The organism is Mesorhizobium sp. M2A.F.Ca.ET.043.05.1.1 (genome assembly GCF_003952445.1).
Lineage (GTDB): Bacteria > Pseudomonadota > Alphaproteobacteria > Rhizobiales > Rhizobiaceae > Mesorhizobium.
Window position 1 is genome coordinate 5,040,415 of sequence record NZ_CP034446.1, and the last position, 25,160, is coordinate 5,065,574.

27 protein-coding genes are annotated in these 25,160 nt (G+C 63.3%); 16 read left to right on the forward strand and 11 right to left on the reverse strand.

The features are described from left to right. Nucleotides 1–61 precede the first annotated feature (61 nt). On the forward strand, nucleotides 62–1,438 hold the full coding sequence (locus EJ069_RS24335) for an adenylate/guanylate cyclase domain-containing protein (RefSeq protein ID WP_126063474.1): 1,377 nt from the start codon (nucleotides 62–64) through the stop codon (nucleotides 1,436–1,438). A gap of 107 nt (nucleotides 1,439–1,545) precedes the next feature. Here EJ069_RS24335 and EJ069_RS24340 read toward each other — a convergent pair whose 3' ends face one another. Both EJ069_RS24340 and EJ069_RS24345 read right to left on the reverse strand, forming a co-directional pair. Beyond that, nucleotides 1,546–2,478 (reverse strand): CHAD domain-containing protein, encoded by a 933-nt coding sequence (locus EJ069_RS24340; RefSeq protein WP_126063475.1) that lies wholly within the window; start codon nucleotides 2,476–2,478, stop codon nucleotides 1,546–1,548. Beyond that, nucleotides 2,475–2,948 (reverse strand): CYTH domain-containing protein, encoded by a 474-nt coding sequence (locus EJ069_RS24345; protein ID WP_126063476.1) that lies wholly within the window; start codon nucleotides 2,946–2,948, stop codon nucleotides 2,475–2,477. Before EJ069_RS24345 ends, EJ069_RS24340 begins: the two co-directional genes overlap by 4 nt. 92 nt (nucleotides 2,949–3,040) lie before the next feature. Here EJ069_RS24345 and EJ069_RS24350 point away from each other — a divergent pair, with 92 nt between their 5' ends. The 4 genes from EJ069_RS24350 to EJ069_RS24365 are packed head-to-tail and all read left to right on the forward strand — an operon-like array spanning nucleotide 3,041 to nucleotide 6,745. Further along, complete coding sequence (locus tag EJ069_RS24350) at nucleotides 3,041–3,745, forward strand: CerR family C-terminal domain-containing protein (protein WP_126063477.1); 705 nt, start codon at nucleotides 3,041–3,043, stop codon at nucleotides 3,743–3,745. After that, on the forward strand, nucleotides 3,742–4,695 hold the full coding sequence (locus tag EJ069_RS24355) for an HlyD family efflux transporter periplasmic adaptor subunit (RefSeq protein WP_126063478.1): 954 nt from the start codon (nucleotides 3,742–3,744) through the stop codon (nucleotides 4,693–4,695). Before EJ069_RS24350 ends, EJ069_RS24355 begins: the two co-directional genes overlap by 4 nt. After that, complete coding sequence (locus EJ069_RS24360) at nucleotides 4,692–5,612, forward strand: ABC transporter ATP-binding protein (protein WP_126063479.1); 921 nt, start codon at nucleotides 4,692–4,694, stop codon at nucleotides 5,610–5,612. The genes EJ069_RS24355 and EJ069_RS24360 overlap by 4 nt, the downstream gene beginning before the upstream one ends. Further along, complete coding sequence (locus EJ069_RS24365) at nucleotides 5,609–6,745, forward strand: ABC transporter permease (protein ID WP_126063480.1); 1,137 nt, start codon at nucleotides 5,609–5,611, stop codon at nucleotides 6,743–6,745. Before EJ069_RS24360 ends, EJ069_RS24365 begins: the two co-directional genes overlap by 4 nt. A 254-nt stretch (nucleotides 6,746–6,999) precedes the next feature. Here EJ069_RS24365 and EJ069_RS24375 read toward each other — a convergent pair whose 3' ends face one another. Continuing rightward, on the reverse strand, nucleotides 7,000–7,974 hold the full coding sequence (locus EJ069_RS24375; protein WP_126063481.1) for a threonine/serine dehydratase: 975 nt from the start codon (nucleotides 7,972–7,974) through the stop codon (nucleotides 7,000–7,002). Between the two features lie 470 nt (nucleotides 7,975–8,444). Continuing rightward, on the reverse strand, nucleotides 8,445–8,768 hold the full coding sequence (locus EJ069_RS24380) for a hypothetical protein (RefSeq protein ID WP_042637293.1): 324 nt from the start codon (nucleotides 8,766–8,768) through the stop codon (nucleotides 8,445–8,447). A gap of 182 nt (nucleotides 8,769–8,950) precedes the next feature. On the opposite strand from EJ069_RS24380, the gene mbfA reads away from it, so the two are divergent. Then, on the forward strand, nucleotides 8,951–9,934 hold the full coding sequence (gene mbfA / locus EJ069_RS24385; protein WP_126063482.1) for an iron exporter MbfA: 984 nt from the start codon (nucleotides 8,951–8,953) through the stop codon (nucleotides 9,932–9,934). A 212-nt stretch (nucleotides 9,935–10,146) separates the two neighbouring features. On the opposite strand, the gene EJ069_RS24390 is transcribed toward mbfA, so the two are convergent. After that, on the reverse strand, nucleotides 10,147–11,247 hold the full coding sequence (locus tag EJ069_RS24390; RefSeq protein ID WP_245456261.1) for a TadE/TadG family type IV pilus assembly protein: 1,101 nt from the start codon (nucleotides 11,245–11,247) through the stop codon (nucleotides 10,147–10,149). Between the two features lie 316 nt (nucleotides 11,248–11,563). On the opposite strand from EJ069_RS24390, the gene lepA reads away from it, so the two are divergent. From lepA to EJ069_RS24435, 10 genes are all read left to right on the forward strand, one after another. Continuing rightward, the gene (gene lepA / locus EJ069_RS24395) at nucleotides 11,564–13,369 is read left to right on the forward strand and encodes a translation elongation factor 4 (protein WP_126063483.1); all 1,806 of its coding nucleotides are present in this window, start codon (nucleotides 11,564–11,566) and stop codon (nucleotides 13,367–13,369) included. A gap of 774 nt (nucleotides 13,370–14,143) precedes the next feature. Then, nucleotides 14,144–14,287, forward strand: a complete 144-nt coding sequence (locus tag EJ069_RS32865) for a hypothetical protein (RefSeq protein ID WP_189475963.1) — start codon at nucleotides 14,144–14,146, stop codon at nucleotides 14,285–14,287. A 203-nt stretch (nucleotides 14,288–14,490) separates the two neighbouring features. Then, nucleotides 14,491–15,063, forward strand: coding sequence for a hypothetical protein (locus EJ069_RS24400; protein WP_126063484.1), 573 nt, complete (start codon nucleotides 14,491–14,493; stop codon nucleotides 15,061–15,063). Between the two features lie 253 nt (nucleotides 15,064–15,316). After that, nucleotides 15,317–16,147: an ImmA/IrrE family metallo-endopeptidase gene (locus EJ069_RS24405; protein ID WP_189475966.1), complete on the forward strand. Its 831-nt coding sequence runs from the start codon at nucleotides 15,317–15,319 to the stop codon at nucleotides 16,145–16,147. A gap of 106 nt (nucleotides 16,148–16,253) precedes the next feature. Then, nucleotides 16,254–16,658 (forward strand): hypothetical protein, encoded by a 405-nt coding sequence (locus EJ069_RS24410; protein ID WP_126063486.1) that lies wholly within the window; start codon nucleotides 16,254–16,256, stop codon nucleotides 16,656–16,658. Between the two features lie 164 nt (nucleotides 16,659–16,822). Then, nucleotides 16,823–17,335, forward strand: a complete 513-nt coding sequence (locus EJ069_RS32870) for a hypothetical protein (RefSeq protein WP_189475969.1) — start codon at nucleotides 16,823–16,825, stop codon at nucleotides 17,333–17,335. Then, nucleotides 17,332–17,856 carry a hypothetical protein gene (locus EJ069_RS24420; protein WP_126063487.1) on the forward strand — a complete coding sequence of 175 codons (525 nt, stop codon included), beginning with the start codon at nucleotides 17,332–17,334 and terminating at the stop codon, nucleotides 17,854–17,856. Before EJ069_RS32870 ends, EJ069_RS24420 begins: the two co-directional genes overlap by 4 nt. Before the next feature lie 221 nt (nucleotides 17,857–18,077). Then, a complete protein-coding gene (locus EJ069_RS24425) occupies nucleotides 18,078–18,425 on the forward strand; it encodes a hypothetical protein (protein WP_126063488.1) in 348 nt (115 codons plus the stop codon). Between the two features lie 349 nt (nucleotides 18,426–18,774). After that, nucleotides 18,775–19,122 carry a hypothetical protein gene (locus EJ069_RS24430; RefSeq protein WP_126063489.1) on the forward strand — a complete coding sequence of 116 codons (348 nt, stop codon included), beginning with the start codon at nucleotides 18,775–18,777 and terminating at the stop codon, nucleotides 19,120–19,122. 363 nt (nucleotides 19,123–19,485) lie between these two features. Continuing rightward, nucleotides 19,486–19,857 (forward strand): hypothetical protein, encoded by a 372-nt coding sequence (locus tag EJ069_RS24435; RefSeq protein WP_126063490.1) that lies wholly within the window; start codon nucleotides 19,486–19,488, stop codon nucleotides 19,855–19,857. A 42-nt stretch (nucleotides 19,858–19,899) separates the two neighbouring features. Here the strand turns inward: EJ069_RS24435 and EJ069_RS24440 are convergent, their stop codons facing one another. The 6 genes from EJ069_RS24440 to EJ069_RS24465 form a co-directional block, all read right to left on the reverse strand. Then, entirely contained in the window at nucleotides 19,900–21,603 is a 1,704-nt protein-coding gene (locus tag EJ069_RS24440) for a phospholipase D-like domain-containing protein (protein ID WP_126063491.1), read from the reverse strand. Nucleotides 21,604–22,176: 573 nt separating this feature from the next. Beyond that, nucleotides 22,177–22,914 (reverse strand): peptide-methionine (S)-S-oxide reductase MsrA, encoded by a 738-nt coding sequence (gene msrA / locus EJ069_RS24445; RefSeq protein WP_126063492.1) that lies wholly within the window; start codon nucleotides 22,912–22,914, stop codon nucleotides 22,177–22,179. Nucleotides 22,915–23,248: 334 nt separating this feature from the next. Continuing rightward, entirely contained in the window at nucleotides 23,249–23,557 is a 309-nt protein-coding gene (locus EJ069_RS24450; RefSeq protein WP_126063493.1) for a hypothetical protein, read from the reverse strand. A gap of 90 nt (nucleotides 23,558–23,647) precedes the next feature. Beyond that, nucleotides 23,648–24,334 (reverse strand): DUF1223 domain-containing protein, encoded by a 687-nt coding sequence (locus tag EJ069_RS24455; protein ID WP_126063494.1) that lies wholly within the window; start codon nucleotides 24,332–24,334, stop codon nucleotides 23,648–23,650. Nucleotides 24,335–24,449: 115 nt separating this feature from the next. Beyond that, nucleotides 24,450–24,794 carry an antibiotic biosynthesis monooxygenase gene (locus EJ069_RS24460; RefSeq protein ID WP_126063495.1) on the reverse strand — a complete coding sequence of 115 codons (345 nt, stop codon included), beginning with the start codon at nucleotides 24,792–24,794 and terminating at the stop codon, nucleotides 24,450–24,452. Then, nucleotides 24,791–25,159, reverse strand: coding sequence for an NIPSNAP family protein (locus EJ069_RS24465; RefSeq protein WP_126063496.1), 369 nt, complete (start codon nucleotides 25,157–25,159; stop codon nucleotides 24,791–24,793). Before EJ069_RS24465 ends, EJ069_RS24460 begins: the two co-directional genes overlap by 4 nt. Nucleotide 25,160 lies beyond the last annotated feature (1 nt).

The following is a 25,160-nucleotide window of genomic DNA, read 5'->3' on the forward strand; positions in this document are numbered from 1 at the left end:
GCGCACTGATTTGCCGGACAGTGGTGGGCGGGTTTGCCGAATGCGAAATCGAAGTGATCCAATGCCGACCGCGCCAACACTTGAGCTTCGCCGCCATTCGCGCCTGCAAAAATTGCGGGAGCGCGCAGAACGGCAAGGTGCTGGATTGCAGTTCTGGGCGCGTACCTCATCGCTCGCCGTGATCTCCTGCTTTTTTTCATTGATCAGCCGCTGGGATGCCGCCCTGCTTTTCGTGCTGGCGGGCCTCGTGCTGTTCCAGCTTGTCGGCCTGATCCAGTTTCTCTTTGCACGCCGCCCGACGGCGCCATGGTGGATCGGTTACCTCGTCGGCACACTGGACATCGTTCTGTTGACCGTTCTGCTGGTAATGCCCAACCCGTTTTCCCCGGAGGTCACGCCGGCTGCGATGCAACTGCGCGAGGGCAGCTTCAAATTCCTGTTGATTTTCGTATGCCTTGGCGCGCTGACTCTTTCGCCACGATTGGCGCTCTATCTCGGCGCGCTCGCGGCTTTGATATGGGCAATCGGGGTGGGATGGGTAGTTTTTCATCCGGGAACCGTCATTCCGGCGACGAACCTCTATTCGCTGCCGATGGCAGAGCGACTGAACCTCTATCTCAACCCCAATTTCGTCGATACATTCGCGCAGGCGACCAACGTGTTGGTTGTGCTGATCATCGGCGCGATCATGGCGCTCGTCGTCTCCCGTTCCCGGCGTCTGTCGGAAGACTATGTCAAGGCGGAGCGCGCCCGGGCAAATCTCGCCCGGCATTTTTCGCCCAATGTGGTCGACCAGCTCGCCGCGGATGACGAGCCCTTCGGCCCGGTCCGCCGGCAGGATATCGCGGTGCTGTTCGCCGATATCGTCGGCTTCACAAACTATTCCGAGAATAATCCGGCCGAAGCCGTGTTCGAACTTCTGCGTCAGTTCCACCGCCGCATGGAGCAGGTCGTCTTCGACCACAATGGCACGGTCGACAACTATATCGGTGATTGCATCATGGCGACATTCGGGGTTCCGCAAACCAGCCATGACGACGCGACCCGGGCCATCAAGTGCGCGGAAGCGATGGTCACCGCTGTCGAAGCATGGAATGTGCAGCGTGTGTCCAGGGGATACCCGTCGCTGGACATTCGCATCGGTGCACAATATGGCGCAGTCGTTATCGGCGCGGTCGGCAGCGAGCGCAATCTGTCGTTCGCGGTGGTTGGAGACACCGTCAATGTCGCCAGCCGTTTGCAGTCGCTCTGCCGCGAGCTTCGGGCGAGTATTTGCTTTGGGTCACGACTGATAGAGGCCGCAAAGGTGGAATCGCTCACGATACAGTTGAATGCGAGCGATCATGGGCCGGTCAGCGTCCGCGGCCGGGACGAACCGGTCCATGTCTGGGTCGAGCACAGAGCCGAGGACCAAGGCGCTGTTCCGGTTTCAGCGTGATACAGGCCGCCATGCGAGACGCCTGCACCTCGGCCGGATAGCAGTAGTCCCGCCGTAGGGCATGTACTGACCCAGGCCGAAAGCCATCACGTGCATGAGCGCCGCGATCAGGCAGCCTTTGCTTCTTCCTGCGGCGCGGCGAGGTCGTCGCGCGCCTTGCGGGCGAGTCTTTTGGCCGAGCGTTTCGGGCTGTCGCCGAACAGCTCGGCGGCATCGCCGAGGCAGGCCTTGGTCAGGCTCTTCTCGGAGCGCTTCAAGAGCTTGCGCAGAAGCTTCGTTTCGTCGGGGGAACCGAGCGGCTCGCCCTCGGCGTCGAGCAAAGCGCGGATGACGAAGACGTCATGCAATTCGCCGAGCTGCTCGCCGAGCCTGTCGACCGCCTTGCGGCGCGCCTTGATCGGCGTCGGCCACAGGCGGCCAAGCAGCGACAGATGCATGGAATGGGTCTTGGCCGCTTTGCGCAGATTGTGAAAATCCTCGTCCTCGCCGCGCGCCTCCGCCTTGTCCAGCGCCTTCTTCGCCCGTCGCAAGGTGGCGCGGGCGCCGCCGGCCAGGACGTCGGCCGCCTGTTCCGGCTGGTCGGGCAGAGCGAGCCGGTCGATGCGCTCCAGCCCCTCCCGGCACGCGGCTATCGCCGCATTGATGGCGGCGTCGAGGCCGGGACCGGCATGGAGCTCGTGCTGGCGCAGCACCAGCCGTTCGCGCACGGGCTCGAGACCGCCGCCGGCCGATTGTTCCGGAAAGGCATCGGCGAGACGATCGACGGTCTCGATGAGGGCCGTCGCCTCACGCGGGCCGGCGAGCAGCGCCGAGACCTGTTTGTAGCATTCGTTCTCGGTCTGGCAGAATGGTTCGTCCCCGGAACGAACCAGGCGCAGCAAGGCGCGCACGCTCTTCAGCCGCTTGCGGCATTTGTGCAGCCCCTGCTCCGGCTTCTCGCGCGCCGTCTCGAGATGGCTGATGGCCCTGCTGATCTCGTCGGCCAATATGCGCCTGACCTCGCCGGTCAGCGGCAAGCGCGGATCGATGCGGAAGCTCATGCGGCGATCTCCGGTATCCCCCCGAGGGCCAGCGACGCGTTGTAGAACCTCGACTCGCCGGTGACCTCGCGACCGAGCCAGTCGGGCAGCATTTCGTCAGATACGTCCTCCGGCGTCTCCAGCTCCGCGATCACCAACCCCGCGAGCTTGCCGCCGAAAACATCGACTTCATAGAGATAGCCATGGTGTCTAACATGGTGGCGTGTCTTCTCGATGACACGTCCGATGGCAAAGGCCATCAATTCCTCGGCCTCGGCGAGCGGGATCGAATATTCGAATTCGTCGCGCTCGCGCGCCCTGACGCCGAACTTCAGCGTCAGCTTGGCGGAGCGCCCGTCCGAGATGCGCACGCGCACGGTGCGGCCGGGCTGGGCGGCGACATAGAACTGGCGAATGCGGATCTCCGCCTCGACCTCGTCACGCCAGACGGTACTGGAGACCAGGAATTTACGCTCGACTTCCTTGCCCATGGCCGCGCACTAAAGCCTGTGGGGACCGGGAACGCAAGCCGACTCAAAAGTCAAATTTGACTTTAATCAATCGATTGATTAAAAACTGGGATATGGAAAAGCAATCAAGTGCGAAAAGGCGGCAGCGCGAGGCCACCACCGCCGAGCAGACGCGCGCGGCGCTGGTGCACGCGGCGCTCAAGTTGTTCGGGCGGCAGGGGTTCGACGGCACGTCGACGCGCCAAATAGCGGCGGAAGCCAAGGCCAATATCGGCTCGATCGCCTATCATTTCGGCGGCAAGGAGGGTTTGCGCGCCGCCGCCGCTGACTTCATCGTCGAAACCATCCAGGGCATCGCCGGCCAGGCGCTGGGCGGCGCCCAGGCGACCGCCCCGGCAAACCCGGAAGCCGCGAGGGCACAGCTCTTCGCCGCGCTGGAGCGGATGGTGGGTTTCGTCGTCGTCAGTCCTCAGGCGGGCGAGATCGTACAATTCGTACTTCGCGAGCTCTCGCATCCGACCGCCGCGCTCGACCGCATCTATGCCGGCGTCTTCGAGCCGACGCACCGGCGGCTGTGCCAGATCTGGGAGCAGGCGACCGGCGAGCCGGCCGAGAGCGAGGCAACCCGGCTCACCGTTTTCACCATGATCGGCCAGGTCATCTATTTCCGCATCGGCCGCGAAGCGGTGATGCGCCGGATGGGCTGGCGCGAGATCGGCGAGAAAGAGGCCGCCAAGGTGGTGGCGGTCACGACCGGCAATCTCAGGGCAATGCTGGCGGCGCGCGATGCGCTCGCCGGCAAGAAGGGCAAATCATGAGCTTTCTCTGTTCGTTGCCGCTCGCGGCCCAACTGTTCGGCGCCTGCGCGCCGGCGGCACCCCTCGCCGTCGGCTATGTCGAAGGCGAATATGTGCTGATGGCGCCGATCGAAGTGGCCCAGGTGGCGACGGTGACGGTGAGGCGCGGCGACCGCGTCGAGACCGGCGCGGCGGTGGCGACGCTGGAAGATGCCGATGCCCGGATCGAGGTGGCGCAGGCCGAGGCCGCGCTTGCCCAGGCACAGGCGCAGCTTGCCGACCTGCAGGTCGGCAAGCGTTCGGAAGAGATCGCCGTGCTCAAGGCCGAGGTCGACATGGCAAAGGCCCAGGCCGCCGACGCCAAGCGCAAATATGACCGCGCCAGCGACCTCTACAAACGCGGCACCGGCACCCAGGCCGATTACGACACCGCCTCGGCCTCGCTGGAGACGGCCAACGCGCAGGTCGGCCAGGCGGAAGCCAATCTCGCCGTCGGCAACCTGCCGGCACGCCCCGAAACCATCAAGGCCGCCGACAACCAGGTCAAGCAGGCGCAGTCGGCCCTGCGGCAGGCTGAGTGGCGGCTGTCGAAGCGGGTGCTGACGGCGCCCTCGCCCGGACGCGTCAACGACGTGATCCGCAATCCCGGCGACACGGCCGGGCCGACCGCGCCGGTGATCTCGATGCTGCCCGACGGCGCCGTGAAGCTCAGTGTCTATGTGCCCGAAAGTGCGTTCTCGTCGGTCAAGGTCGGCACAGGGCTCAACGTCCACTGCGATGGCTGCGGGGTTGGGCTGAAGGCGCGCGTCAGCTATGTCTCGCCCGATCCGGAATTCACGCCGCCGGTGATCTACTCGCTCGAGAACCGGCAGAAGCTGGTCTATCTCGTCGAGGCGCGGCCGGAGGGCGACGCCGGACCGCTGCAGCCCGGCCAGATCGTCGATGTCGATCTCGCGGATATGGGGCAATGAACGCCATCGACGTCCGCGGCCTGGTCAAGCGCTTCGGCGACAAGACGGTCGTCGACCATGTGACGATGACGGTCGCCGAAGGCGAGATCGTCGGTTTCCTCGGGCCGAACGGCTCGGGCAAGACGACGACCATCCGCATCATGTGCGGGCTTTTGACGCCCGACGAGGGCGACGGCACGGTGCTGGGTTTCGACATCCGCACCGACGCGCTCAAGATCAAGCGCGAAGTCGGCTACATGACGCAGAAATTCTCGTTCTACGAGGATCTGACGATCGGCGAGAACCTCGAATTCGTGGCGCGGCTCTACCAGCTGAAGCCGGTCGAGCAGTATGTGGCGAGGACATTGGAAGAGCTCGGCCTGGCGAGCCGCCGCAACCAGCTGGCCGGCACGCTTTCCGGCGGCTGGAAGCAGCGGCTGGCGCTGGCGGCCTGCATCATGCACAAGCCGAAGCTGCTTCTGCTCGACGAGCCGACCGCCGGGGTCGATCCCAAGGCGCGGCGCGAGTTCTGGGACGAGATCCACCGCCTCGCCGGCGGCGGGCTCACCGTGCTCGTCTCCACCCATTACATGGACGAGGCCGAGCGCTGCCACCGCATCAGCTACATCTCCTACGGCAAGATGCTTGCCACCGGCACGGTCGACCAGGTGGTGAGGAATGCCGGGCTGACCACCTTCGTGCTGCATGGGCCGGGGCTCGACCAGGTGGCCGCGGCGCTGCAGGGCAGGCCCGGTGTCGACCAGGTGGCGCCGTTCGGCGCGACGCTGCATGTCGTCGGCTCCGACAAGGCGGCGCTGGAAAAGGCGCTTGCCGACGTCGAGAAGGAGCACAAGGACGTGACGGTGACGCCGGGCGAGACCAGCCTCGAGGATGTGTTCATCCAGTTCATGTCCGGCTCGAAGGACAATATGGCATGAACGCGGTCTTTTCCTTCGCCAGGCTGGGCGCGCTGCTCACCAAGGAATTCATCCAGATGCGGCGCGACCGCATCACCTTCGCCATGATGCTGGGTGTGCCGCTGATGCAGCTCGTGCTGTTCGGCTTTGCGATCAACAATGACCCGAAGAGCCTGCCGGCCGCACTTGTGGCGACCAGCAGCGATCCCTACACGCGGGCGATGGTCTCGGCGCTGCAGACCACCGGCTACTACCGCTTCGACCATGTCGCGCAAAGCGCCGAGGAGGCCGAGTTCCTGATGGCGCGCGGCGACGTCTCCTTCGTCGTCACCATTCCCGCCGATTTCGCGCGGCGGGTGGAGCGCGGCGACAACCCGCAGATCCTGATCGAGGCCGACGCCACCGACCCGTCCGTCGCCAGCGGCGCCATCTCCACGCTCAGCACCGTTGCCGGCCAGGCGCTGCTCAGAGCCCAGGGCACGCAGGACGCGGCCAGGGAAGCGGCGCGCGGCCAGCTCGATGTCGTCGTGCACCGGCGCTACAATCCCGAAGGCGTCTCGCAATACAACATCGTGCCCGGCCTGCTCGGCGTCATCCTGCAGATGACCATGGTGATGATGACGGCGATGGCGCTGACCCGGGAAACCGAGCGTGGCACGATGGAAAACCTGCTCGCCATGCCCTCGAGCCCGCTGGAGATCATGCTGGGCAAGGTGCTGCCTTACCTCGTGGTCGGCGCCGTGCAGGTGGTGGTGGTGCTGGTGGCGGCGAAGCTGCTGTTCGGCATCCCCTTCGTTGGCAGCCTGACGCTGCTGCTCTCCTCGGTGCTGGTTTTCGTGCTTTCGCTGGTGCTGCTCGGCTATACGATCTCGACCATGGCGCGCTCGCAGATGCAGGCCATGCAGCTGACCTTCTTCTTTTTCCTGCCGTCGCTGCTGCTCTCCGGCTTCATGTTCCCCTATCGCGGCATGCCGGGATGGGCGCAGAGCCTTGGCGAGATCTTTCCGCTGACGCATTTCCTGCGCATCACCCGCGCGGTCATGCTGAAGGGCGCCGAGCTGCCGGCGGTGGCGACGGAAATCGGCTGGCTGGCGGTGTTCGTAGCGCTGTTTGCCGGGTTCGCGCTGGTGCGGTTCAGGCGGACGTTGGATTGAAAGGCACGAAAGGTCTCTTGGCGCACAAAAGCCCAGGGCTGGCGGGACAGCGCCCCTCTCTGGCCTGCCGGCCATCTCCCCCACGAGGGGGGAGATCGGATCTCACGCCGGCTTTCGCCAATCTCTGACGTCGCAAAATGAGCGATGCGCCGAAACTGCCAATCTCCCCCCTTGTGGGGGAGATGTCCAGCAGGACAGAGGGGGGCGCGAAGGAACGCGACCATGACGATTTGCGGGCCACCGCCCGCAGAGATCTACGCCGCCATGATCTCCGCATAAGTGCTGAAATCGACATTGCCGCCGGACAGCACGACCGCCACGCATTTGCCCGCGAGGTCGATCTCGCCGGAGGCGAGCGCGGCAAAGGCGACGCAGCCGCCGGGCTCGACCACAAGCTTGAGATGGGCCATGGCGTCGCGCATCGCCTGCGCCGCCGCCTTGTCGGAGACGGCGATGGCGCCGGCGAGATTTTTTCGGTTGATCTCGAAGGTGATGGCGCCGGGCTCGGCGGTGAGCAGCGCGTCGCAGATCGAGCTGTGGCCGGGATCGTTCGCGACCCGCTCGCCCTTGGCGAGCGAGCGGCGCGTGTCATCGAAATGCTCCGGCTCGACCGCCCAGACCTGCGTGCTGGGCGAGGCGTCCTTGACGGCGACGGAAATGCCGCTCGACAGGCCGCCGCCGCCGCAAGGGATGACGACGGCGTCGAGCGCCACGCCGAGCGCCTTGGCCTGCCGCATCAATTCCAGCCCGATCGTGCCCTGGCCGGCGATGATGGCCGGATCGTCGAAGGGCGGCACCAGCGCCATGCCTTGTTCGACATAGGGGCGCACGACCGTCATGCGGTCCTCCTTGAAACGGTCGAACGTCACCACCTCGGCGCCCATCCTGCGGACATTGCCGATTTTCATCGCCGGCGCGTCGGCCGGCATGGCAATCACCGCCTTGACGCCGAACAGGGCGGCCGACGCCGCCACGCCCTGCGCATGGTTGCCGGACGAGAAGGCGACGACGCCGCGCCCGCGCTCTTCCTCGCTCAGGGTCGACAATTTGTTATAGGCGCCGCGGATCTTGAAGGAACCGGTGCGCTGCAGCGTCTCCGGCTTGAACAGGATGCGGCCGCCATAGCGCTTGTTGAGCTCGGGCGATTCGATCAGCGGCGTTTCGACGATCAGGCCGGAAAGCCGCTCGGCGGCGGCGCGGATGTCCAGGATGCCGGGCAGGGTGGTCATGGGCGAAGGGCCTCGCGAAAGAAAGCGATCGCCCATGGTGCACAAAAAAAACCGCTGCGCGCCAACGAAAAAATGTGACGGAGACAAGGTTTGGCGCTGGCGCGCCTTCATCTTCGTCGGGAATTTTGGCTACCGCCAATCGCAAAAGGCTGATGCTGTCCCGGGACGCTGGGCTTGTCTTGATACTGGGCGAGAAGGTGAAAGTGGCGCCGGGCGGAGCGGGCGCTGTTGGCGCGACCTATGCGATTAGCCGAGTCGCCTATCCTTTCGTCATACTCGGGCTTGACCCGAGTATCCATGCCGTGACCTTTGCGGTGCGCGCGACGGTACAGAATTCTGCAACCGTTGCAACGCCTTAGCGTCACGGCATGGATTCCAGGGTCTGCGCGCGTCGCTTCGCTCCTTGCTCCGCCCTGGAATGACGATCGGGAATATGGCCACGGCCAATCGCGGTCATACGAACGCCCCCCTCACCCCAGCAGCGTCGGCGTCCGCTTCTTGCCGCCGAGCTTGCGCCAGGTGTTGAAGCGGTGGGTGGCGGCGGCGAAGGATATCTTCATCTGCTGGGAAACCGTGTAGCGCGACTTGCCTTCGTCGAACATGCGGTAGCAGCACTCCGCGCCCTCCTCGGTCAGCTTGCCGTCCGGCGTCTTGTTATGCGGGTTGGCCGGGTCGAATTTCTCGAGCTGTTCCTCGACCAGGCCCTTCAGGCGCTGCAGGTCGGCCTCGATGCTGGCGATGAGATCGAGCACCGGCTTGGCGTCGAATGCGTGCGGCGGTTTCTTCTCCGTCATTGCGTTGGTCTCCTTCGATTTCGGCTGTTGCGCCAATATAGGTTAACATTCGGCAATAATGAAGGGGCCGACCCCGGTCACGCACGGTCATCCATTTTCGCGCGGGGGCCGTGGCCTTCGCAATTGACGTTGGGCGCTTGAAACCATAGTTTAGAATCATTCTAAACTAGAGTGATCCCATCATGCTTTCCCGTGTTTTCGGCTTCGGCCGCCGTTCCTTCGATTCGCTGTCGGAGCAGGAGATCCTGGCGCTGGCGATCTCCTCCGAGGAGGATGACGGGCGCATCTACCGCGCCTATGCCGATGGCCTGGCGCAGGACTTTCCGCAATCGGCCAAGGTGTTCGAGGCGATGGCCGAGGAGGAGGACGGCCACCGCGACTCGCTGATCGAGCTTCACCGCAAGCGCTTCGGCGACCGCATTCCGCTGATCCGCCGCGAGCATGTGAGGGGCTATTACGAGCGCAAGCCGGACTGGCTGGTGCGGCCGCTCGGCATCGAGCATGTGCGCCGGCAGGCCGAGGATATGGAGCGGCAGGCCTACCGCTTCTATGTCGAGGCCGCCAAGCGCACCACCGACGCCTCGACGCGCAAATTGCTCGACGATCTCGCTCTGGCCGAGCAAGGCCATGAGAGCTCGGCGCACGAACTGGAGCAGCAGCACGTGCCGGGCGCGGTCAAGGAGGAGGAAGCGAGCGCCGAGCAGCGCCAGTTCATCCTCACCTATGTGCAGCCGGGGCTGGCTGGGCTGATGGACGGCTCGGTGTCGACGCTGGCGCCGATCTTCGCCGCCGCCTTCGCCACGCATGCGACCTTCCAGACTTTCCTCGTCGGCCTCGCCGCCTCGATCGGCGCCGGCATCTCGATGGGTTTCACCGAGGTCGCCTCCGACGACGGCAAGCTGTCGGGGCGCGGTTCGCCGCTCAAGCGCGGCCTGACCGTCGGCATCATGACGACGCTGGGCGGGCTCGGCCACGCGCTGCCTTACCTCATCCCCTATTTCTGGACGGCAACGATCGTGGCGGCGGTGGTGGTGTTCTTCGAGCTGTGGGCGATCGCCTTCATCCAGAACCGCTACATGCAGACGCCGTTCTGGCGCGCCGCTTTCCAGGTGGTGCTGGGCGGCGCGCTGGTGTTCGGGGCGGGCGTGCTGATCGGGAACGCCTAGAGCATGTCTCCCGAAAGTGGAACCGGTTTCGGGATAAAGACATGCGTAAAATCAAAAACCTAAAGCGCATGGAGCGAATCTGAAAGATCGCGACGCGCTTTAGAGCAATTCCAGGAGAAGTGTGAGCGGTTTTCCGTCCGGAATTGCGTAAAAACAAGGAGGTAGAGCGGTTCGCCGTTTCCGTGAAACGGTGAAACGCGCTAAGCCGCGCCCTACTGCGTCAGCACCGTCTCCGACGGGCGCTGGTTGTAGTCGCACTTGCCGGTGGTGGTGTAGAAGAAGTCGGCATTGCTGACGGCGGCGGGCACCGGGTTGCCGCCGTCTTCCCAGGCCTGGTAGCCGGCCTGGCCGCAGGGCACCGCGGTGAAGATGTTGACGGTCTGGCCGGTCGCCACCTCCGGCATGTTGGTGGCGCTGTCGCCGATATAGAGCCGGTTCGAGGTGGAGGGATCGTTCGACTTCAGCACCTTCGGATTGCCCGAGGGCACGTCCATCTCCAGATAGAGCTGATCCATCTGGCTGACGTCGATCACCGCGCCGGCGCCATTGGCAGGATAGAAGGTATCGGCGCAGGAATAACTGGTGCCGTATTGGTCGATCTGGATCACCGATCCGGCAGGCAGGCTCTTCTGGAGGGACTTCAGTGTCCCGGTCGTGCACACCTGTTTTTGCACCACTGTGGTGGTGGAGCCGTTGACAGTGCTCACCGTCGTCGTGCCGTAGCCCTTCGGATCGCCATAGCCGTTATAGCTATAGCTGATCGTCATCAGCGGCTTGGCCACCGTGTCGCCGAACTTGGTGCCGTAGAGCGTCATGGTCTTTGCCCAGTAACCCGACACCTTCGTCACCTTGAAGGTAGACTGCACCAGCGCCGGCGTCTTGCGCACCGCGGAGCCGACGCCGACCTGCACCGTGTTGATCCGCGCGATCTGCATGAAATTGGTCGGCATCGGGTAGCTCGCCGTGGCGGTGAAGGTCGCCGCGCCGAAACTATCGACATTGACACTGGTGAGCGTCGCCGTGCCCTGGCCACTATTGGCCGCATAGGCCTGCTGCAGCGCCGTCTGGCGGTCGGCCAGCGATGTCGTGGTCGGCAGCGTGGTGATCGAGATGATCGCCGCGTCGAGCGCGTTCTGCATGTCGCTGCGGGTGGTCACCGCCGAGGTGTAGTCGACCGAAAAGCCGACTGCCGTCACCAGCGGGATCGTCAGCAGCACCATCATCGGCATCATCGAGCCGTGGCGACTGGCGAGGAAGCGTCTCGCCGCTCCGACCAGCGCGGCCGGGCTGAACTTTCGGGCAGAACTGGGCATGCTAAGGCCTTCATCATCGCGGCATCGGAGCCGGTTTACCATCCGGGCGCGGAGCATGCCCTAAAGCGGTGGATGAATGCTTAAGCGGTTTTGAATATATTGTGAGCGGTGGCGCCTTTTCCTTCTCCCCTTGTGGGAGAAGGTGGCCGCGCAGCGGCCGGATGAGGGGTGCTCCAGGGAAAGCCAGCGTCTCACTCCGCTGGAACACCCCTCATCCGTCTCGGCGCTGGCGCGCCGATCCACCTTCCCCCACAAGGGGGGAAGGAAACGGGCGTTCCGCTTGCCCCTCAACCCTGCCCCTGCTAAAGCGCGCCGCATGACGACGCCGCTCGACCACATCCGCAATTTCTCCATCGTCGCCCATATCGACCATGGCAAATCCACGCTTGCCGACCGGCTGATCCAGCTCACCGGCGCGCTGGAGGAGCGCGACATGAAGGAGCAGGTGCTGGACTCGATGGATATCGAGCGCGAGCGCGGCATCACCATCAAGGCCCAGACCGTCCGGCTGAACTACCGCGCCAGGAACGGCGAGGATTACGTGCTGAACCTCATCGACACGCCCGGGCATGTCGACTTCGCCTATGAGGTGTCGCGTTCGCTGGCCGCCTGCGAGGGCTCGCTGCTGGTGGTGGACGCCTCCCAGGGCGTCGAGGCGCAGACGCTGGCCAATGTCTACCAGGCCATCGACAACAACCACGAGATCGTCGTGGTGCTGAACAAGGTCGACCTGCCGGCGGCCGAGCCCGAGCGCATCCGCGAGCAGGTGGAGGAGGTGATCGGCCTCGACGCCTCCAACGCCGTGCTGATCTCGGCCAAGACCGGGCTGGGCGTGCCGGACGTGCTGGAGGCGATCGTCCACCAGCTGCCGCCGCCGCGCGAGGGCGACATCAACGCACCCTTGAAGGCCATGCTGGTCGACAGCTGGTACGACGCCTATCTCGGCGTCATCGTGCTGGTGCGCATCATCGACGGCGTGATGAAGAAGGGCCAGACCATCCGCATGATGGGCACCGGCGCCAAATACCTCGTCGAGAGGACGGGCGTGTTCAAGCCGGCCCGCGTCAATGTCGACGAGCTCGGCCCCGGCGAGTTCGGCTTCTTCACCGGCTCCATCAAGGAAGTGGCCGACACCCGCGTCGGCGACACCATCACCGAGGACCGCCGCCCGACGCAAAAGGCCCTGCCCGGCTTCAAGCCGGCGCAGCCGGTGGTGTTCTGCGGCTTGTTCCCGGTCGACGCCGCCGATTTCGAGGATCTGCGCGCCGCTGTCGGCAAGCTGCGCCTCAACGACGCCAGCTTCTCCTATGAAATGGAGACGTCGGCCGCGCTCGGCTTCGGCTTCCGCTGCGGCTTCCTGGGGCTCTTGCATCTGGAGATCATCCAGGAGCGGCTGGAGCGCGAGTTCAACCTCGACCTCATCGCCACCGCGCCTTCCGTCGTTTACCGCATGAACCTCATCGACGGCACGGTGAAGGAACTGCACAACCCGGCCGACATGCCCGACGTGGTCAAGATCGCCTCGATCGAGGAGCCGTGGATCCGTGCCACCATCCTCACCCCCGACGACTATCTCGGCGGCATCCTGAAGCTCTGCCAGGACAGGCGCGGCATCCAGGCCGATCTCTCCTATGTGGGAAAACGCGCCATGCTGACCTACGACCTGCCGCTCAACGAGGTCGTGTTCGACTTCTACGACCGGCTGAAATCGATCTCCAAGGGCTACGCCTCCTTCGACTATCACCTGACCGACTATCGCGAGGGCGACCTGGTGAAGATGTCGATCCTGGTCAATGACGAGCCGGTCGACGCGCTCTCCATGCTGGTTCACCGCTCGGCGGCGGAAAAGCGCGGCCGCGCCATGTGCGAGAAGCTGAAGGAGCTGATCCCGCAGCACCTGTTCAAGATCCCGATCCAGGCCGCGATCGGCGGCCGCATCATCGCCCGCGAGACCGTCTCGGCGCTGCGCAAGGACGTCACCGCCAAATGCTATGGCGGCGACGTCACCCGCAAGCGCAAGCTGCTCGACAAGCAGAAAGAGGGCAAAAAGCGCATGCGGCAGTTCGGCAAGGTGGATATCCCGCAGGAGGCGTTTATCCAGGCGCTGAAGATGGGCGATTGAGAAGCCGGTTGGCGCACGGAGTGCGCCAACCCATCGATCCGGTGAATCGATGGCAGGCTTCGAAAGCGGGGGAGCTGCTGGCAAGCAGCGGGCCCCCGCCAGCGCGGCGCTGAAGCTGCGCGGTGGAGATTCGACGACTTCGTCCGATCAAACCTGAGCCAGCTGCCAACCAGTCCGAAGCGACTGAATGATCATAGGCATTGGGTTCGCAATGATCGGGCTAGCAGACACTGTCACACGTGCGCATTTCGTACACCTGTGATCTCTGGAAGCCGTGCGAGCCTGAAGGCCTTGGTCACAGATGGGCGTACCGCACTCTTCGCAGTTTATTGATCTGATCGCACTGCGAAGTTGATATACTTCGCGCTGCGCCATCCAGAGTCTGGCCGCCGGGACGTCTATCGCGGTCGTCCCGATAGTCACTGTGTCAAATGTATCGTCCCGCAGCATGGTGCCGTCACTTGCGTACCAGTGTATGTGCAAGCCTTCCTCTTCGGGCTTATGAGCCGTCCAGATTATTGCTTGGTTGGACCCCCAAATATCAATTCCCCCAGGGAATTGACCCCACTGCAGCGATAACGGGCGACGAGGCAACACTACGGCAGGATCGATCTTGCTTGAATATCTTTCGCGCAAAGAGATCAACGGGTTGGCGACCACAGCTCCGGCCGTAATGTTTACGGCTAAGCACGATGGGCATTGATGACTCGTCGAAGGGTGTGCGGCAGACTGCCGCCCTAGAAAGATGTCATTCCCGCAATTGGTGCAAACAACATGCAACAGAGGCAGGCCAAGAATCTGAGATATCATGAACCCTACAGCCGCATCCTGGTCGATCCGTATATCCCGGTGAGCGACATGGTCTCTGAAAGTGACTTCATCAAAGCTTTGGTCTATGTCTTTCTCAGCTTTTGGTGATTTGCGTGCGTGAACATGTATTCCAGCCTCTTCACTAGGCCGGTGCGCGGTCATGAAAATCGGTTCGACGCCGCCCCAGATCGCAATACCAGCGGGGTACTCGTCCGGGTCTAATAAAAGGTGATCCATCGATTTGCCAAAGTTGGATGTATGATCGAAGATAAAGATCATAACTTAACGTGGTGTTTTCAAGAGGAATTAGCATGAGCGGCTATGTCTACATCACTGGCCAGGGGGCCGATCCCGGTGCAGGCCGTTTCTTAAAAGATCCAATGTTTGGGCCGGTGCCTACACTGGGCGCATGTATGCCAAATATTCGGCGCGCGGTATCAGTTGGCGATTGGATATTTGTCGTAAGTGGAAAGATCGAAAGGTTCCAACAGTACGTCATCGGTGGGATGCAGGTTGCCGAGAAAATAAGCGCGTTGGAAGCACACGCGAGGTTCCCTGCGAATCGACTGTCGTTAACCTCTGATGGGCTTCTAGTGGGGAATGTCGTGGTGTCCGAAACCGGTGCCAAGCACCCGCTAGATACTCACTCAAAAGATGGCTTCGACCGCCGTATTGAAAACTTCATCGTGGGCGGCAACTCTATAAATTTGGAGACCCCCGAACAGGTCCAGCGCAGCAGGAACGAGACGCTGCCCATCTTGCAAAAGGTGGTCGGCAAGGCTGGAAACAGGCCAATTGACGTAATCGGGCGCATGTCCAAAATAGGGGGGGCGGAAGTAGATACCATGCTTGCATGGCTGAGCGACATCAAGTCGGGAAAATAATCAAGTGAGAAGCAAAATTTCTCGCCTTGAGCCTCGATTCCCAACCATCTCCAAGCGAACTGGTATCTCGGTCGAGCGACTGCAATCAATTTCTCATGGGTCAAGCCCCAGCCTCAGCGAACTGCTCGCTTTGGGCAAATATCTTCGTATCCCAGTCGATGCGATAGGCGAGTTCGACGACAGTACCGGTGTCGCAGACATGCGGCTTCGGTCGTCCAGTGGCCCGGAAATGTTCTATTCGTCGGAAATGCGGGTGCGACTCATAACCGATTTTATATTGAAAGAGGCCGGCTCAAACGAAAGAAATATACAGATAGAAATGAAGGCTTCGACCGAAAACCTTCGGTCAATCGATGACACCTCATTGGTGGTCAGAAGCCTATTCCACCTTGAGGAAGAAATCGGGCCGATAAGGGATATATCCAAGGTAATCAGCGACTCCAAGCTGGCTCACGTCATAAAGCTAAGAGGTTTCGGCGTAGATGGTGCATGCGTGAGTATTGAGGGGGTGAATTTCATATTTGTTTCCGCCCAGTATGCGCCAAGGATGCGGTTTACCGTGGCTCATGAGCTCGCCCACATAATTTTCGGACATTGCAGAAGTAGGCCAATAATTGATGAGAACATATTCAATGATGACGCTGGCATAGCTGATGATGAGAACCTGGCCAATACCTTTGCATCTTGCCTCTTAATGCCTGTCCTGGGCATCACGCGGTTTATTGCGAGGTTCAAAGAGATATTCGATCAGAAAAATGATTCTATCTCCTCGGTTGAGGTTGCATATATTGCTCGATTCTTTGGCGCTAGCTTTGAGGCGGCTGGAAACCGATTGGAGCAAATTCGAATCATTGATCGAGGTGTTACCGCCAGTATACTGAGTGAGATCAGAAAGAATTTTGAAAGCGCAGAAGCATATATGCGAGGCCTCCCTGTTAAAGAAAATTATGATGAGGTCCCTGTATTATCGCCGGCTTTGAAGAAATTCGTAAGAGCCAAAATTGAAGACGGTCAATACTCCGTTAGCCGGGTTGCGAATATATTCGGGTATACGGTAAACGAAGTCTATGAATTTATCCGATAGCGCCAGATTTGATACCTGTAGCTGGATCAATCTCGCGAATTGCGGGCTTCTAGAAACCGTGCTCGACTTTCTGAGGGGGCCAAAAGCGATTGTCGGAGCGGTTCAGATGGAGATGAACGGCTCTTATCGAGCACTCTTCGACATCCTGCGAGCCGATAGCCGATGCGACATATGTCAAAGTGTAGTGGATCCCGATGAACTCCAGGAATTTATTCGAGCAGAAAATATTGGACAAGGCGAGGCGCAATCCATACTCGCGTGCCGTGACCACGGTTTATTTTTTGTTTGCGACGACCGTCGAGCGAGATTGGTTGCCGAAAGGATAATCGGTCAAGACAAGGTAATAGGCACGATCGGTATATTATGTAGCTTGTTGGCAGCAGGAGCGCTGGACCTAGCGGACGTTTTGCTGGGCGTGCGCAAGATTATTGATGCGGGTGGGTTTGTGCCAGCTATGGATGACGCTTACTGGGACCGTTGTCAGGCTGGAGAGGCTAGGCTCAAGCAATAAGGATTACTGCGGGCGGGCTGCCGTGTGTGATCACTAGCATGAGCTTAGGCCCAATCGGATCCGTCTAGCACTTTGCTCCAGTATGCATGCGTCGTGTACCCGGTACACACTTCACCATCCCACCCCCTCGTTGTATCCTCCCCTCCAGCTTGGGGAGACATCACATGCGCTCCACCTCTGACACCGTGGCCGCGATCGGCCTCGCCATTGGCGGAGCGTTGGGCATGGCGGGCACATTCGTTGCCAGCGATGCGCTGCGCGAGACGCTGTGGACCATCGACGGCGTCGGCATCGTCGTCGCCGCGGCGCTGCTCACGATGAAATACCAGCGGCTCGGCAATGACCTCGTTGCGGCCGGCTTCCTCACTTTCCTCGCCGGCGAAAGCCTGCTTCTGGCCGGCAATGCGGCGGGCTTGCAGGCTTCCGTGCCTTCCTATGCCGGCGGCATTGCGCTGTGGGCGGCGGGGTTGGTCATGGTCAGCGCCCAAGACAGTTTCGCGCTCTGGATGCGGCTCACGGGGCTCATTGCCGCCGCGCTCTTCGCTGTTTCGGTCCTGATGATCCTGTGGGGCCCGCCGCTTTTGCCCACCTCGGCGCCGCTGCCGGCGCTCGGCTATCCGTTCCTGGTGCTGACCTTCATCGGCTGGATCTGGACGCTGCTGAAGCCGGAGCGTTGAGCGCGAAGGCGATGGCCGCGCCGCTCGAGCTCCGCAACAGCCCGTCGGGAAAGATCTTTCCGGCGCTCGGGCCGTTCCTGATCGGCGGCGTCTTCGGCTTCGGCGCGCTGCAGGGCGTGGCCTCGGGCGCGGATGGCGGGCATGTGCTGTGGATCGCGCTGCTCGCCGCCGTCTGTCTGGCGCTCGGCGCTTTCATCGCGCGCGGCGCCTTCGACAGTTCGGTCAAGGTCGTCTTGGATCAGCGTGGTTTCCGCGATGCTCGCGCCGGCGACGTGCTGGTGCCGTGGAGCAAGGTGAAAAGCGTGCGGCTTGCCGCCGGCGGCAAGGGCGCGGCCATGCTCAATTTCGAGCTCACCGGCGAGCCGCCCGACGCAATCAAATATTCCTCCGCCAACGCCTTCGGCCTGATGCCCTTCGGCCGGAACATCGTGCATATGGAGATCTCCTCGCTGGATGTGCGCGGCCAGGACCTTGTGGATGCGGTGAGGAAGTTTGCGCCGCATGTGGTGGTGAGGCGCTGATCTCCCCCCTCGAGGGGGAGATGTCGCCAAAGGCGACAGAGGGGGTCGCCGCGCGTAGAGCGCCGACGCCTGCTACGCCGGCAAACGACGCGGGGCTTCACGTGCCGAATGAGGTTGGCGCTCCACGCGCAAGGACCCCCTCTGGCCGCTCCGCGGCCATCTCCCCTCAAGGGGGGAGATTACCCGCGCGACCCGTGCTCTACTCCCCCGGGGACCTCGCCATGATTCGCGCCTTGCTCGCCTTCCTTCTCCTCACCACGCCGGCTTTCGCCGCCGACATGTCTATCTTCGTGCGCAACCAGCGCTCGGACGGCGTGGCGCTGGAGCTGTTCAGCCGCGACAGCCAGAAGGTCTGGCCGGGCGGCGACAAGGTGTTCCTCATCCGGCCGAAGGCGCGAAAGTCCGTGCCGATCTCCTGCGAGCCCGGCGAGCATATCTGCTGGGGCGCCTGGGTGGACGGCGACGATACCGTCAGCGCCGGCGTCGGCCCCGACAACGACCAGCCCTGCGACACCTGCTGCTTCATCTGCGTGGAGCATTCGACAGAGACGGTGGATCTGGCGGAGTAGGAGGGCGTCGAGGCTGCCGACTTCTCAACGCTTGGGTTCCTCGCCCCCGCCAAAGGCGGGGGAGAGGTGGCCGCGAAGCGGACGGAGAGGGGGCCTTCGTAGGGCGCTCCCCTCTCCGTCTCGGCTTCGCCGAGCCACCTCTCCCCACTTTCGTGGGGCGAGGAAACGCGAACTCGCCGGCACCGCGTTCCTTCGCGCCCCCTCTGGCCTGCCGGGCTTTCGTCGCTCGGAAAGCCAAGCAATTGGCTTCCCGTCCGCTACGCGGACCCCTCCTCAACCCCCACAAGGGGGGAAGGGGAGGTCGCGCCGCTTCCGCTCCCGTGCTCTACTCCCCCCCGGGGACCTCGCCATGATTCGCGCTTTGCTCGCTCTCCTCCTCCTCACCACGCCGGCCTTCGCCGCCGATATGTCGGTGTTCGTGCGCAACCAGCGTTCGGACGGCGTCGCGCTGGAGCTGTTCAGCCGCGACAGCCAGAAAGTCTGGCCGGGCGGCGACAAGGTGTTCCTCATCCGGCCGAAGGCGCGAAAGTCCGTGCCGATCTCCTGCGAGCCGGGCGAGCATATCTGCTGGGGCGCCTGGGTGGACGGCGACGATTCCGTCAGCGCCGGCGTCGGCCCCGACAACGACCAGCCCTGCGATACCTGCTGTTTCATCTGCGTGGAGCATTCGACCGAGACGGTGGACTTGGCGGAGTAGCGCGGGGCGTTCGAGCTGCGACTTCTCAACGCTTGGGTTCCTCGCCCCCGCAAAGCGGGGGAGAGGTGTCCGCGAAGCGGACGGAGAGGGGGCCTTCGTAGGGCGCTCCCCTCTCCGTCTCGGCTTCGCCGAGCCACCTCTCCCCACTTTCGTGGGGCGAGGAAACGCGAACTCGCCGGCGCCGCGTTCCGCATGACCTCTGTCCTGCCGAATATCCCAGAGGTGGAATTGGCCGGCATCGCCGATTTCCCAACCATCCCCCAAATTCCCTCAGCTATTTTCCTCCCCACCCCTTGGCATCGCCGCGCCTCGTGCCATCATCCGGCATCGGCCGTGGGGGCCGATTCTATTTCGGGGGTTCTCATGTCCATCTCTTTCGCGCGACGCGTTGCCGTCGCGCTTTCGCTTGCCGTCCTCATCGCGTCCGCCGCCCATGCCGGCGACGTCACCTTCCAGATCAGGAACAACCATCCCAACGCCATGCGCGTCGAGCTCTACAGCCAGGACCGCGACTATGTCTGGCCGGGCGACGGCAAGGATTTCTATCTCGACGACGGCGAGACCAAGCAACTGCCGATCTCCTGCAACGAGGGCGAGAAGATCTGCTACGGCGCCTGGGTGGACGGCGACGAAAGCACCTATTGGGGCGTCGGCCCCAACAACCAGGAGTCTTGCGAGGATTGCTGCTACACCTGCAGCGGCGGCCAGACCGAGGAGATCGACCTGGAGGAGTAGGGCGCCGAAGCTGCTGATCTCGCCCCTTGAGGGCCGTTTACTCTAACTCCGCGCCGTCCAGAACGCGATCTCCTGCGCCTTGGTGCGGAGCTCGGTCTTCAGCCACTGGTCGTCGTCGTCCAGATAGCTCCACGGCGTCTTGCCTTGCGCGCGCATCTCTCGGATGTAGGAGCGGTATCGGTAGTGGCTGTAGACCGACATCGCGTAGGTGGCATAGGCGGCGGCAAGCTTGCTGTGGCCGCGCACGATCACCAGGTTCTCGTCGTTCTTCCGGCTCGCCGGCGCCGAGAAATTGTGGCTGCCGGTCACCACCACGCAATCCTTCGAATGCGGGTCGGTGACCAGGATCTTCGAGTGCACGATGGCGTGGCCGATCTGCGACAGAAACTCCCGCCGGTTGACCTCGGCGATCCACGGCCCGAGCGGCGCGTCGAGGCCCTGCGGCTGCGCCACCGCGTAGCGGTCGGGCGTGAATTTGCGGTCGCTGCTCACCAGGTCGATGTCGAGGAAATTCTGCTCGGTGCCGCCCTCGTCGGCGCTCAGCGTCGAGACCACGCCGCGCACATACATGCCTTTCTCCCTGGCCCGCTCTCCGGCAAGCGTATGCAGCCCCTGCTTGCCCGGCGTGAACATCAAAAACAGCACCGCCTGCCTGGCCGAGGTGATGACCTCGCGCAGCGCATCCATGTCGGCGCCGTTCGAGGTGCGGGTGAACCACACGGTCGCCCTGGCGCTGCCGACCGCGAAGGTTTTCGGCGCGTCGTTGTCGGCGATCAGCGCCGGCGTGAAATTGGCCGGGTCGGTCTTCGGCGGCGAGGCATCCTTGAGCAGGTCCCAATGCTTGCGGAAATGCGCGGCGACAGCCACGTCCTCGATCAGCAGCCCGTTGTTGACCTGCGTGCACAGGCCCGTGGTGCTCCAGTTGGTGCTGCCGGTCCACACCTTCTTCGGCTCGCCGTCCTGCGACACCACGACGAACTTGTTGTGGCCCAGCCCTTTCGATTTCAGCATCCGGTCGATGGTCGCGATGCCGTGGTCGTTGAGGTTCTTGCGCGCCGCCTTGTTGCCGTCGCCTTTTCTGTCGGAGCCGTTGGCAAGGATGAGATGGAGCCGCGGGCCGAGCCCGATCAGCGCCGTCTCCAGCGTCGCGTCGCCGAGCTCGTAGAGCGCGGCATGCAGCTCGTCGCCGGCGCCTTGCGTCAGCCCGACCATGCGCAGGCCGAGATCGCCTTCCAGGAAGGCGCGGAATTTTGCGTCGCCATTGGTCTGCAGGCTCTTCTTGAAAGCCGCGGGCGTCAGCCTGTTCTTGGCCATGTAGCGGGCGACGAATTGCGACAGCACCAGCCCGCGATTGAAGTAGCAGGAAAAGCCGCCTCCGGCGTCGGTCGCAAGCGTCTTCCACTCCGTCCAGTCGCTGGAAACGCCCTTGGTCAGCGGCTTGCCGGGACCCGTGCTCATCATCGCGGTGACCCGGTAGCGCACGACATTGCCGACATCGGCGGCATGGTCGGTCCAGTTGAAGCGCTGGAACGGCCAGACGTCCGAGGACCTGTGGTCGCCCGATTTCGGCTTGTCCTTGGTGAAGCCGACGCGGTTCTCCACCGGCTCGATCTTCTCGGTCGCGCCGGCCTTGCGGCCGCGCTCGAGCAGGAAGCCGCGGCATCCGGCGATGAAGTCGCTCGGCGCCCAGGCGACGAAGGCGTCGTCGCCATTGGTGTAGACGGAAACCTTTATCTCGACGGCCATTTCTCGGTCCTCCCCGATGCAGCGCCGGCTGTTCCGGCCCGTCAATGCAGCCAACAAAATCCACGCCGGAAGCAGGGGGTCCGGATCAATTGAAACAAAACTTTCGAGAAGGTGGTGGCGATGATTATGTGGCGGCAGAACATCGACGTCAATGTTTTGCAGCGTCAAGTATCACTCTATGAACTGCTTCACACTGTGCTCTGTTTGCCAGCAAACGCAAAGGGTGGATGATCTCGGGAACCATGGGTTCAAACGGCAGACGGGCCTGGAGCACCCCTGGAGAAGTGCGAGCGACGCCGTTTGTCGGCGGGCAGGTTTCACCGTTCCTGTCCGTGAAATCGGCGCAAACGCCGGGGGTTGGCCGAAGCCTCCCCAACGTCGTCATTCCAGGGCGGAGCAGCCGCGAAGCGGCGTCGCGGAGACCCTGGAATCCATGCCGTTACCTTGGCCGAAGGATGCAAACGGCGCAGAATTCTGCACCGTTGCGGCGCGTCGAAGTCACGGCATGGATCCTCGGGTCTGCGCGCGTCGCTTCGCTCCTTGCTCCGCCCGTGGATGACGAGTGGGCCTCTCTCAGCTCTTGCTGGAGGCCAGCACGAGCACCGGTTTCTCGCTGTAGAGCTGCGGGAACAGCGCCTTCAGATTCTCGACCTTGGGCAGGTCGTTGTAGACGATATAGGGATAGGTCGGGTTCAGCGTCAGGAAGTCCTGATGGTAATCCTCGGCCGGGTAGAAGGTCTTGCCGGTTTCCAGCGTGGTGACGATCGGCTTGGGGAAGACCTTGGCCTTGTCGAGCTGGGCGATGTAGCTCTCGGCGACCTTCTTCTGCTCGGCATTCTCGGCGAAGATCGTCGAGCGGTACTGCGTGCCGGAATCCGGCCCCTGGTAGTTGAGCTGCGTCGGGTTGTGCGCGACCGAGAAATAGACCTGCAGCAGCTGGCCGTAGGTGACCTTCGACGGGTCGTAGGTGATCTCGACGGATTCGGCGTGGCCCGTGCGGCCGGTGCCGACGACCTCATAGACGGCGTTTTCGGCGCTGCCGCCTGTATAGCCGGATACCGCCTTGCTGACGCCCTTGACGTGCTGGAAGACGCCCTGCACGCCCCAGAAGCAGCCGCCGGCGAAGATCGCTTTCTCGGTGCCGCTCGCCGTCTTCTCGTCCATTGCCGGCGGCGGGATCACCACCGCGTCCTCGGCCGAGCGGGCCGGGCTCTGCCAGAAGACGGCCGCGGCCGCGCTGAGCACCAGCGCCGCCAGCGCGCCCTTGGCAAGGAATGGCCGCCGCGCGGCTTTCTTTTCAATGCCAGTCATGTTGGGTCTCCTTGTTGTTGGTCCACTATATACGAAGGAAGCCGTCGAGAGGTTCTCACTTTGCCGTGCGGCGGTGTGCAACCGCCGACGGCGCTCCCCCTCTCCGTCTCGGCTTCGCCGAGCCACCTCTCCCCCACCTTTGGCGGGGGCGAGGAACCCAGGCTTGCGAAGGCCCCTCCGTGGCTCATTGGCGTTGCTCGCCCTTCGCGGTTAGCGTTTCCTCGCCCCCGCAAAGCGGGGGAGAGGTGGATCGGCGCGCAGCGCCGAGACGGAGCGGGGGCCAGCGCTGACATTCGCGATTGGCTGCGAAGCCGGCTGCCTCGCGAGCTCAGCCTCACTGAGCAGTGCTATCCGCCGGCTTCATGGCGTCGGTTGCAGGCTTCATCGCGTCCGCCGGCTTCATGGCATCTGTCGCAGGCTTCATCGCATCCGTGGCCGGCTTCATCGCATCCGTCGCCATCGCATCGGCGGGCTTCATGGCGTCGGCCGGCTTCATCGCGTCCGTCGCCGGCTTCATCGCATCCGTCGCCATCGCATCGGCGGGCTTCATCGCATTGGTCGTGTCGTCGGCGCGGGCGCCGGCCACGAAGACCGAAGCGGAGAGCGCGAAGGCCAGAGCCGGCAGCGTGAGGAACTTGGTCATGAGGTAGTCTCCTTGGTTTTGGCGCGCGCAGATGCGGGCCTTGGTGAAGCGTTGCCGCCCATGCGGCCCCGCGCGAAAGGGAATGAAAGATCAGTTGGCGGCGGCGGCCAGGATCGGCCCGCCGCGCGGCGCCTGCACCAGCACGGCGGTGCTCAAGCCGCCGCTGGCCGCCGGCAGCGGCAGCGTTGTCGCTTCACCGTTCCAGCTGCCGAGCCTTGTCAGCGCATGCACGACATTGGCGTGCGGCAGCGTGCGGCCGGTGTTCTCGCCGCGCGCCACCGGCACCTGGACGACGCCCTTGTTGTAACGCACCAGCCAGATGTCGGCGCCGCCACCCGGCGCCTTGCCGGCGCCGATGCTGACCTTGCCCCGCCCAAGCGAAAGCTCGGGGCCCTGCGGGTGGCCGCTGTTGGCGATGAGGCCCTGGATCTCGCCGGGCGCAGCACCCACGGCGTCATGGCTGCCATTCACCACCACCTGCGGCGTGAACGGCCCGTCGCGGCCGAGCGGCGGCTCGTAGGTCACCTGGCGATCGGTGAATTCCTTGCGGCCGAACGTGTCCCTCCAGCCGAGATAGTCCCAATAGGTGACGTTGAACGACAGCGCCAGCACGCCCGGCTGGTCCTTGACCTTGATCAGGTTGGCATTGGCCGGCGGGCAGGACGAGCAGCCCTGGCTGGTGAACAGCTCGACCACGGTAAGCGGCTGGGCGGCCGCCGCGCCGATCATGGCCGCGAGCATCGCGCCGGCGAGCAGGCCTGTCTTCAATCCGGTCATGGAAAGCAATCTCCGTAGCGGGTCATGCTCCCATTTCGCCGGGGCGGATCGCTTCGTTACAGGCTTCACCGGTTTGTGATTGCAGGCCGCTTCTCCTTCGATCGCGGAAGAAAGCTCATCCGTTCACCACCCTGCTATCTTGCGGCGCTTCAGCCCTTTCCGTCAGCCCGTAATCGCGCACGACATGGGCGATGCGCAGACGGTAGCCGGCAAAGATGCCGCCGCGGCCGGCCTGCTGCGCCTGGCGGTGCTCCTCGGTGTTGCGCCAGGCTTTCACCGCTTCCTCGTCGCGCCAGAAGGACAGCGACAGCACCCGCTTCGGATCGGTCAGGCTCTGGAAGCGCTCGACCGAGATGAAGCCGTCGATGCTTTCGAGCAATGGCCTGAGATCGGCGGCGATGCCGAGATAGGCATCGCGCTTTCCTTCGGCCGGCTCGACCTCGAAGATGACAGCGATCATGGCTCTATTCCTTCCCTGACCGTCACGTCGGTGCGAAAGAGCTGCCTTGGACCGTGCGGCCCCGACACCAGCTTCAGGAAGACGCGATCTTCCTTCAAGATGAATTTCTCGCGCCTGGCGAACTCGTAATTTGCCTTGCCCGTGGGGTCGGCGGCAAGCCGGGCGCGATAGGCTTCATAGGCGGCGAGGCTCTCGATGTTATAGGCGGCGTAAGCCGTGGTGGCCGAGCCTTCATGCGGCGCGTAGTAGCCGATGAGGTCGGCGCCGCAGCGCGGAATGGCCTGGCCCCAGGCGCGCGCATATTGCTCGAAGGCCGCCTTGCCGAACGGGTCGATCTCGTAGCGGATGAAGCAGGTGATGGTCATG